This is a genomic window from Sedimenticola sp., assembly GCF_050289425.1.
Classification (GTDB): domain Bacteria; phylum Pseudomonadota; class Gammaproteobacteria; order Chromatiales; family Chromatiaceae; genus Sedimenticola.
In genome coordinates this window covers 1-8,578 of record NZ_JBNKFS010000044.1, presented here as the reverse complement: position 1 = coordinate 8,578, position 8,578 = coordinate 1, and the positions used below count along the sequence as shown (strand labels likewise).

Below are 8,578 nucleotides of genomic sequence, written 5' to 3'. Positions count from 1 at the left end.
CTGCAGCGGATTGCCCTCCACTGCCAGGTAGGTGGCGGCAATGCCCAGAATGGCGCCCATGACCAGTCCCATGACGGTGATGATGAGGATGGCTGAGATCATCGCTTCTTCTCCTAGGCCGTGGTCAGGCCGGCAAAACCCATGAAGGCGAGTGACAGCAGTCCGGCGGTGACGCAGGCGATCGGTGTGCCGCTGTAGGCGGCCGGCACATTGGCCAGGGCCAGACGTTCGCGCAGCCCGGTGAACATCACCAGCACCAGGGTGAAGCCGAGGGCCGAGCCGAAACCGAAAAGCAGGCTCTCCAGCAAGCTGTTTTGCTGCTGTGAATTGAGTAGCGCCACACCGAGCACGGCACAGTTGGTGGTGATCAACGGCAGGAAGATACCCAGGACCTGATAGAGCGCAGGCGAGGTCTTGCGGATCACCAGCTCGGTGAACTGCACCACCACCGCGATCACCAGAATGAAGGTGAGGATGCGCAGAAAACCGAGGTCCAGCGGCGTCAGGACAAAGTGTTCCAACAGCCAGCCGGCAAAGGAGGCCAGGGTCAGCACAAAGGTGGTGGCCAATCCCATGCCGAAGGCGGAGTCGAGCTTGTTCGACACCCCCATCAGGGGGCAAAGTCCGAGAAATTTCACCAGTACCACGTTATTGACCAGGGCGCTGGAGAGGATGATCAGAAAGTATTCCATCGACTATACGGCTCGTTAGAGAAGACACCGTAGGTCATCGCAAAGAGTATGCCAGCCACTACACCGGGACGCCGCGTGAGCCGGCGTTTCCCGCTTACTGTGCTGATTTGACAGGGTAATCCAGCCAGGAAGCGGGGGCGGGGCGTATTGGCGAGGCAGGGGGTGATGGAATCACATCGCCATCGATTGTCGGGTTTGTTACAGCGTTTCTCATTCCATTTGTCGGCTTGATGACAAGTGCCGGTACAGGCGAGTAGGGGCAGGCTCCCGTGCCTGTCCGGGTCGATGGTGCGGTGACCATAAGGGCAACCACAGGGGGTTGCCCCTATGGGATTGTGGCCCCTTTACAGCACCCGGTTAATAGGTGGTATGCCTTTTGCACTGGTATCGGGTATTGAACTTACGGTATTGGGGAAGCCGCGTCATGATCCAGCAAAAATCCAGCGCCGCCGGTGGCGAGGTGATCGATGCCATCAGCCGTTTTCTGGCCGCACCGCCAGAGGGTACGCCGACGGAAATCATCGAGGCCTTCAACAGCTTCGGCGATGGGCAAATTCTGCCGCCGAAGCTGTTTCTCGAAACCGTGGAACAGGCCCCGGTGGCGATCTCTATTACCGACCCGTCTGCCAGGATTCTCTATGTAAATCAGGCGTTTGAAAAGCTCACCGGCTATGGGCGGGACGACGTGATCGGGCACAACGAATCGATGCTCTCCAGTCGCTCGACACCGATCAGTGTCTACCAGGAGTTGTGGAAAACCATCCAGTCAAAACAGGTCTGGCAGGGGACCCTGGTGAACCACAAAAAATGCCAGGAGGAGTACCTGGCGGAGCTGGTGATTTCGCCGGTGCTGGCCCCCAGCGGGGAAGTCAGTTATTACCTTGGTATGCACCGGGATATTACATCGATGCATCAACTTGAACAGCGGCTGAAGTTCCAGAAGAGCCTGACCGAGGCGGCACTGGATGCGGCGCCCATGGTGGTGGCGATGATTACCGCGGAACGCAAGGTACTGCTGGATAACCACGCCTACAAGGCGTTGCTGGGGGATTGCCGGGGCGTGGAGCCGGCTGGGCTATTCCTGGATGCCCTGGAACAGCAGATCGATTTCGATCTGGTCGACGCCTGTCGTACCGGTAAGGGCTTTACCAATGTAGAGATCCGTCTCGATCTGGCGGGGAGCACGGCGCCGCGCTGGTTCGCCTGCTCCGCCGTGCGGGTTGACGAGCTGGATGAGGCGGCGCAGAACTATTTTAAGCAGCAGGAGCAGACACGCTACTGCCTGCTGCTGATTGCCAACGAGGTGACGGGCAGCCGCAAGCGCATCAATGAGGTGCGGTTGAACATGATCCGCGCCAGCATGGCCGAGCAGCAGATGGTGGAGACCATGCGTGAGGCGATTTCGGGTGCCATCTTCAAGATGCAGGTGCCGTTCAACATTATCCGCGCCGCCCTGGCCATGCCCGGTACCGGCTCCGACAAATGCGGTGTCTGCCAGGTGTTGCACCAGGCGCTGGAGAGTGGCAACGAGGCGATGGAGAGCCTGCAGGCAGCCCTGCCCAGCCCCACCCTGGAGCAGGCCTCGATGGTCAATATCAATGAGATCCTGCATGAAGTGATGCGCCTCTCCACCGACCGCCTGCTGGCATCGGGGGTGGTGGTGGATTGGCGGCCGGCGGCGGTGTTGTCGAGTGTGACCGGTCGCCCCAACGCCCTACGCGGCCTGTTCAAATATCTCATCGACAATGCCATCCAGGCGGTGAACGAGTCAGGACAGGATTACCGGGAGATCCGTCTGCAGAGCCGGCAGGTGGATCAGGAACTGGTGGTGGAGGTGATGGACAATGGGCCGGGTATCCCGGACAGCATGCGCCTGAAGGTGTTTGAACCGTTTTTCTGCGGCTGGTCGCGAGCCGGTGAACATGCCGGCATGGGGTTGACCATGGCGCAGGAAGTGATCGTGGGACACGGTGGCAGTATCGAGGTTGATGCCGATTTTTACGGTGGTTGCCGGGTCTTTGTGAGACTGCCCGTCAAAGGTGCGGGAGGAGTATGAGGTGATGTGTGTAGCGGATGAATCCCTCGGGACGGAGAAGCATGGCCCGGACTACAAGATCCTGGAAACCACCTTGGAGAGTCTCTATCTGGTTAGCCAGGTGCTCAGCCGCTCGCTCGATTTTCGCCAGACACTGCAAGAGGTACTGCGCACCCTGAATGATACCAACGGATTGCGTCACGGTATGATTGCCCTGCTGGATGAAGCGAGCGGCAATCTGCTGGTAACGGCTTTGCATGAGAATCCGGCACCCTTTAACCAGATCCACTACAAACCGGGTGAAGGGATTGTCGGTGCCATCATGGAAAGGGGCAAGCCGGTGGTGGTGGAGCGGCTGTCGGATGAGTACCGTTTTCTTGATCGCCTCGGGGTCTACGACCTGGGCCTGCCTTTTATCGGGGTGCCGATCTCCATTGGCGGCCAGATTACCGGCGTGCTGGCGGCCCAGCCCCAGGGCGGTTTCAGCTTGCTGGCCCGGCACCAGCAGTTTCTGGAGATGGTGGCCAACTTGATCGGCCAGAGCGTGCGATTGGCGAAAAAGGTCGAGGATGAACAGTTGGCGCTGAAGAGCGAGCGCGACTCGCTACGGCGCAAGGTGCGCGGGGAGCACGGCTTCTCCAACATGGTGGGACACACCCGCAGCATGCGCCTGGTGTTTGACCAGATCCGCCAGGTGGCGAAATGGAACACCACGGTGCTGGTGCGGGGCGAGTCGGGCACCGGTAAGGAGCTGATCGCCAATGCCATCCACTACAACTCACCGCGCGCCAACGGACCGTTCATCAAGCTCAATTGTGCGGCCCTGCCCGATACCCTGTTGGAGTCGGAACTGTTCGGCCATGAAAAGGGCGCCTTCACCGGAGCGATCAGTCAGCGCAAGGGACGTTTCGAACAGGCCCATGGCGGTACCATCTTCCTGGATGAGATCGGCGAGATCACCCCCGCATTCCAGACCAAGCTGCTGCGGGTATTGCAGGAAGGGGAGTTCGAACGGGTCGGCGGTAACCGCACCAATGTGGTGGATGTGCGGGTGGTGGCGGCCACCAACAAAAATTTGGAGTCGGAGGTGCAGGCGGGCAATTTCCGCGAAGACCTCTACTACCGTTTGAATGTGATGCCGATCAACACGCCGCCGCTAAGGGAGCGGGCCGAAGATATCCCCGACCTGGTACGCTTCCTGGTCTCCAAGATCGCCAAAAGCCAGGGCCGGGAGCTGGTCCTGGAAGACAGTGCATTGGGACCGCTGATGCGCTACGACTGGCCGGGTAATGTACGTGAGCTGGAAAACTGCCTGGAACGTGCGGCAGTGATGAGCGACGAAGGTCGCATCGATAGCCGCACCATCAGCCTGACCGGTCTACAGAGCAGTTTCCAGAATCCCATCTCCAGTGCATCCACGCCCCGCGTCGATGTCGATGATCCGGATCTGGATGAGCGGGAACGGGTGATTGCCGCCTTGGAACAAGCCGGCTGGGTGCAAGCCAAGGCGGCGCGGATATTGGGCATGACGCCGCGCCAGATCGGCTATCGTATCCAGACCCTGAATATCAAGGTGCGGCAGATTTGATGGACCACCCTCGACGAAGTGGTGTGGCGTTTATCTGGGGATGAGACCACCGCGTGGGCACAAAAACGTGCCCACCCTACCAGCGTGTAGGATGGGTGGCGCCGTGCAGCAGCTTGTAAAGAAACGCCACATAAAAGACCGCCACACCCAAATCAGGATAGAATAACCCGCAACCACAACACCCCTGGGCGGACCCTTTCTCCACCCACTGGTACCTCATTCAGGACAATGGGTCGGACAGCTTCGAGATAACCATGCAACGCGCACTGATCGTAGAAGACACACCCGAAGCCCGCGACTGGATGGCCGATGCCCTCGGCTCGGTCTTTCCCGGTATCACGGTGCGTCTCGCGGCCTCCGTTGCGGAGGCGAGCGACCGGCTCGACGGATGCCGCTACGACCTCGCACTGATTGATCTTCATCTGCCGGATGGCAACGGCGTTGATCTCATTGCACGAATCAATAGCGAATCTCCCCAGACCCTCTGTGTCGTGGTGACCATCTACGACGACGATCAACATCTGTTTCCGGCACTCCAGGCCGGGGCCGGTGGCTACTTGCTCAAGGATATGCCCGGCGATCAGTTTGTTCGCCGGTTGCGCGGAATCGCCGACGGTGAGCCGCCGTTATCACCGGCTATCGCCCGCCGTCTACTGGGCCATTTTGGCACCCCTGCGCCGGAGCTGGTTCACGATCTCACCCCGCGTGAGCGGGAAGTGCTCACGCTGATCGCCAAAGGCATCAAGCTGGCCGATGTGGCGGAAGCCCTGTCCATTAGCCGCCACACGGCGGGTGACCATGTCAAGAGCATCTACCGCAAGCTGAATATCTCCTCCCGCGCCGAGGCGACGCTGGAAGCGGCGCGTCTCGGGTTTATCAAACCCGGTTGATGTCCTTCCGGCATTTTTGCATCATGACGATATGAAACTGACGCCCCAGCATCGGCTCTTTTTTGCAGCTATCCTTGCCGCTGCCGTTGTTGCCGCTACCGTTCATCTTTCCCTTTACGCTCCGGTATTCGACCTGGTCATGACGCCGCATGCGCAGGGCGGGCTTATCATCACCCGGGTCGCCCCCGGTTCGCTCAATGCGCGCCAGGTTTCGCAGGGCGGTCGGCTCACCCGACTTGGCGGCATTGAGATGGATGGTACGCTGCTTATCGAGGAGCCGGATCAACTCGGAACATGGGAGAGTTACAACAGGTTTCTTGACGCCCTCGGGCAGCTCAATGCCGCCGTGGACCAAGGCACCGTCAGCGCAGAGATCGACGGAGAGCCGGTAACACTCAGCGCGCGTCCGCGCACTATCGGTGATCTCCCGTCGATGTTCTGGGTGCAACTCGCGGTCGGGGTGTTGGGATTTCTCATCGCGGCGGGCGTTTATGCCTTTCGCCCGCGGGATCGCGGTGCGGCTCATTTTGCGGTGACCGGCCTGGGTCTGCTCCTCTCCGCCACGGCAGCGACCGTCTACAGTACGCGCGAACTGGTTATGGACGGTGAAACCGTGCGCTTGCTCTCGGCCGTCAACTGGTTCGGTACGCTGACCTTTACGGCCGCCCTGGTTGCGCTGTTGTGGGAATATCCGCGCACGCTCGGACACCGCTTTCCCGTGCCGACGATTGTCTACGGCGCCGCCCTGCTGTCATGGATAGGGTTTGTACGGCAGCTCTTTCCCGATCCCGGCTCGGTCTACCTTACCATACTGTGTCTCTTCTCGATCACCTTTCTTTTCGCCTGGCTACAGTGGCGAAAGACGGCTGCTCATCCGGTCGAGCGTGCGGCGTTGAAGTGGTACCTGCTCTCCATCTATCTCGGTACCGGACTGTTTGCCGCGGTGATCCTGCTTCCCCTCGCGCTCGGCACCGAACCGGTGGCCAGCCAGGGAGTGATGTTCGTCGTCTTCCTGCTCATGTTTGTCGGCATCGCCCTGGGCATCACGCGCTATCGGCTGTTCGACCTGGATCGCTGGTGGCTGACGGCCTGGATCTGGTTTTTTGGCGGACTCGTGGTGATCGGCGTCGACGCGTTGCTCCTGTGGGCATTGGGCCTGACCCAGGGCACCTCGCTGGCACTGTCGCTGGCGTTGGTGGGCTGGATCTATTTCCCCGCTCGGCAGTGGCTCTTCTCCCATCTGCACCGCGGGGGAGATGAACGCGGCCGACAGATTCATCGCCTGATCCAGGAACTCTTTAGCGCCGAGGAGGTAGGACAGCTCGCCGAGTTGTGGCACAAGTATCTGGCCCGTGAGTGGGATGTACTCGATCTGCAGATCGAGCCCGGCTCCTTGTCTGCACCACGCATCGGTAACGATGCCCAGACGCTGGCGGTACCGCACCTGTTTGGCGAGCAACACCTCGTTCTCCATCATCCGCATCGCGGCAGTCGACTGTTCACGCGACGCGACAGTGAGGCGGCCACACTGCTGCATCAACTTGCCCGGCAGGCACTGGATGGATTGAGCGCACGGCACGAGGCGATCGAGGAGAGGCGGCGTATCTTTGGTGATCTGCACGATGATGTCGGATCGAAGTTGTTGTCGTTGCTTTACCGGGCCAAGGACCCGGCCAGCGGTGAGTTGGCACGTTCGGCGCTGGCGGATCTGCGCGACGTGGTCTCCCAGTCGGATGAGGGTGTCCTGCCGCTGACCGACGCACTTGCCGACTGGCGTGCGGAGGCACAGGAGCGGCTCGATGATGCCGGGATTTTGCTGCAGTGGGAACAAACGGTCGCCACCGATCTTCCGGTGTCGACCTTCCGTCTTCGCCACACGGCCTGCATCCTGCGCGAGGCACTGAACAACGTGATCAAACACGCCGGGGGCACGACCGTCACCGTACGCATTACGGAAACGGCCGGCCGGTTGCACCTGGCGATTATGGATGACGGTGTCGGTTCCGATCCGGAGACCTGGCGTGAAGGACGGGGCATGCTCAATATCCGGCACCGTTTGAATAAGCTGGGCGGATCTGTTCAATGGCGGCGTCATGCACAGGCCGGTTGCACTCTGGAGGTGACGGTACCGCTGGACCAACCCCTTACGCCAGCCGGTACGCCGTCAAGATGATATTGACGGGTTTGTCGCCCGGATCAAACCTGCCCAAGGGAACTTAGGCGATACACCGACCTATGCGGGCGAAATCCAGGTAAGATCCGCGCCGCAGTGACCCCATGGATTACGCCGCCGTGTGGCCGGGCTACCGCTTCTCAAGACGCTGAAGCGCGGCCTTGGCATTGGGGTCCCCGTTCCGGGCGGCGAGCCGGTAGAGACGCTTCGCTTCCTCGATATCTTTGGGTACGCCATGGCCGGCATGGTAGAGTCCGGCCAGATTGAGTTGTGCGTAAGCATTGTTCTGCTTGGCCGCCAATCTCCAATAATGCGCGGCCTTTGCAGCATCTTTTTTCAGTCCGCCACGCCCTTGGTAGTAGAAACGACCCAATGCGGCCTGGGCGTCGGGTAGATCGCCCCATCCCGCGTCGCCCGCAAGTCGATACCTTTCGAGCGCTTCGGCATCGCTTTGCGCCACGCCCCAGCCTTTCTCATAAAATACCCCGACCAGGAAGTTCGCCTCGGCTATCCCTCCGCTCTTATCGGCGAATGTTTTACAGAAGGAAAATGCCTTCGGACGATCCAGAGGGAACCCATTCCTTCCGGTAACGAGTCCGTCGCACACCACGCCATTGGCTTCGAGATCGCCGTTTACGGCCATCTGCATCCATCGTGCGGCAGAGCGGACCTCCTGTGCGCCGGCAGGCGCCGCCATGGACAGCAACAGGCTTGACGCTAACAGTAACGGTTTGCAAAAACGTTTCATTTAATAAATTCCCTCCGCTTATCCGCACCATCGAAATCATCCGCTAGCGCATTGGTGTGATGGGTAACGGCCGCGTCCAACAGCCGTGCGATGGTGATGATGGCGAAATTTCCGGGCATATGGAAATGCCCTTTCAATATAAGTGTGCAAACAGTAACGGAGTACTTGCTTAACGGGCCGACCGTTCACCTTCTTTGCCTTCTCCAGGTACTGGCGTCGCACGAAGGCTGTACTGAACGTCGCAGGCGCGGGCAGCGATAAAGCTCTGGCGTACGGCGTCATCGTCGCCCTGCAGAGACTTGACGCGCGCTACGGCAATACGTTCCACATGGGTGTTGAATTTTCTCTTGGCATCGGCATTCATCGGTCCGCCGCCAAAGCGGCTCTGGAGCGCCTCCTTTTTTGAGGCGGCGTGCAGCGCCCGCTTGTGCATGATCGCGGACAAGCGTGGA

Annotated in this window: 8 protein-coding genes; 4 read left to right on the top strand and 4 right to left on the bottom strand. The window is 60.1% G+C overall.

The features are described 5' to 3' along the window. Window positions 1-113: 113 nt before the first annotated feature. Window positions 114-692, bottom strand: coding sequence for an electron transport complex subunit RsxA (gene rsxA / locus ACQY5R_RS18010; protein ID WP_428610670.1), 579 nt, complete (start codon window positions 690-692; stop codon window positions 114-116). Between the two features lie 424 nt (window positions 693-1,116). Here rsxA and nifL point away from each other — a divergent pair, with 424 nt between their 5' ends. The 4 genes from nifL (at window position 1,117) to ACQY5R_RS17990 (ending at window position 7,378) form a co-directional block, all read left to right on the top strand. Then, entirely contained in the window at window positions 1,117-2,748 is a 1,632-nt protein-coding gene (gene nifL, locus ACQY5R_RS18005; protein ID WP_428610669.1) for a nitrogen fixation negative regulator NifL, read from the top strand. 4 nt (window positions 2,749-2,752) lie between these two features. Further along, on the top strand, window positions 2,753-4,315 hold the full coding sequence (nifA, locus tag ACQY5R_RS18000; RefSeq protein WP_428610671.1) for a nif-specific transcriptional activator NifA: 1,563 nt from the start codon (window positions 2,753-2,755) through the stop codon (window positions 4,313-4,315). A gap of 254 nt (window positions 4,316-4,569) precedes the next feature. Beyond that, complete coding sequence (locus ACQY5R_RS17995; protein WP_428610668.1) at window positions 4,570-5,205, top strand: response regulator; 636 nt, start codon at window positions 4,570-4,572, stop codon at window positions 5,203-5,205. Between the two features lie 31 nt (window positions 5,206-5,236). After that, entirely contained in the window at window positions 5,237-7,378 is a 2,142-nt protein-coding gene (locus ACQY5R_RS17990) for an ATP-binding protein (RefSeq protein ID WP_428610667.1), read from the top strand. A 130-nt stretch (window positions 7,379-7,508) separates the two neighbouring features. On the opposite strand, the gene ACQY5R_RS17985 is transcribed toward ACQY5R_RS17990, so the two are convergent. From ACQY5R_RS17985 to ACQY5R_RS17975, 3 genes are all read right to left on the bottom strand, one after another. After that, the gene (locus ACQY5R_RS17985; protein ID WP_428610666.1) at window positions 7,509-8,126 is read right to left on the bottom strand and encodes a tetratricopeptide repeat protein; all 618 of its coding nucleotides are present in this window, start codon (window positions 8,124-8,126) and stop codon (window positions 7,509-7,511) included. After that, on the bottom strand, window positions 8,123-8,245 hold the full coding sequence (locus ACQY5R_RS17980) for a hypothetical protein (protein WP_428610665.1): 123 nt from the start codon (window positions 8,243-8,245) through the stop codon (window positions 8,123-8,125). Before ACQY5R_RS17980 ends, ACQY5R_RS17985 begins: the two co-directional genes overlap by 4 nt. 50 nt (window positions 8,246-8,295) lie before the next feature. Then, window positions 8,296-8,578 (bottom strand): hypothetical protein (locus tag ACQY5R_RS17975; RefSeq protein WP_428610664.1); only part of this gene is annotated, 283 nt, incomplete at its 5' end.

Bases quoted from the DNA above. Each gene is read 5' to 3' on its own strand.
- rsxA (WP_428610670.1), bottom strand. From the start codon at position 692: ATGGAATACTTTCTGATCATCCTCTCCAGCGCCCTGGTCAATAACGTG.
- nifL (WP_428610669.1), top strand. From the start codon at position 1,117: ATGATCCAGCAAAAATCCAGCGCCGCCGGTGGCGAGGTGATCGATGCC.
- nifA (WP_428610671.1), top strand. From the start codon at position 2,753: ATGTGTGTAGCGGATGAATCCCTCGGGACGGAGAAGCATGGCCCGGAC.
- ACQY5R_RS17995 (WP_428610668.1), top strand. From the start codon at position 4,570: ATGCAACGCGCACTGATCGTAGAAGACACACCCGAAGCCCGCGACTGG.
- ACQY5R_RS17990 (WP_428610667.1), top strand. From the start codon at position 5,237: ATGAAACTGACGCCCCAGCATCGGCTCTTTTTTGCAGCTATCCTTGCC.
- ACQY5R_RS17985 (WP_428610666.1), bottom strand. From the start codon at position 8,126: ATGAAACGTTTTTGCAAACCGTTACTGTTAGCGTCAAGCCTGTTGCTG.
- ACQY5R_RS17980 (WP_428610665.1), bottom strand. From the start codon at position 8,245: ATGCCCGGAAATTTCGCCATCATCACCATCGCACGGCTGTTGGACGCG.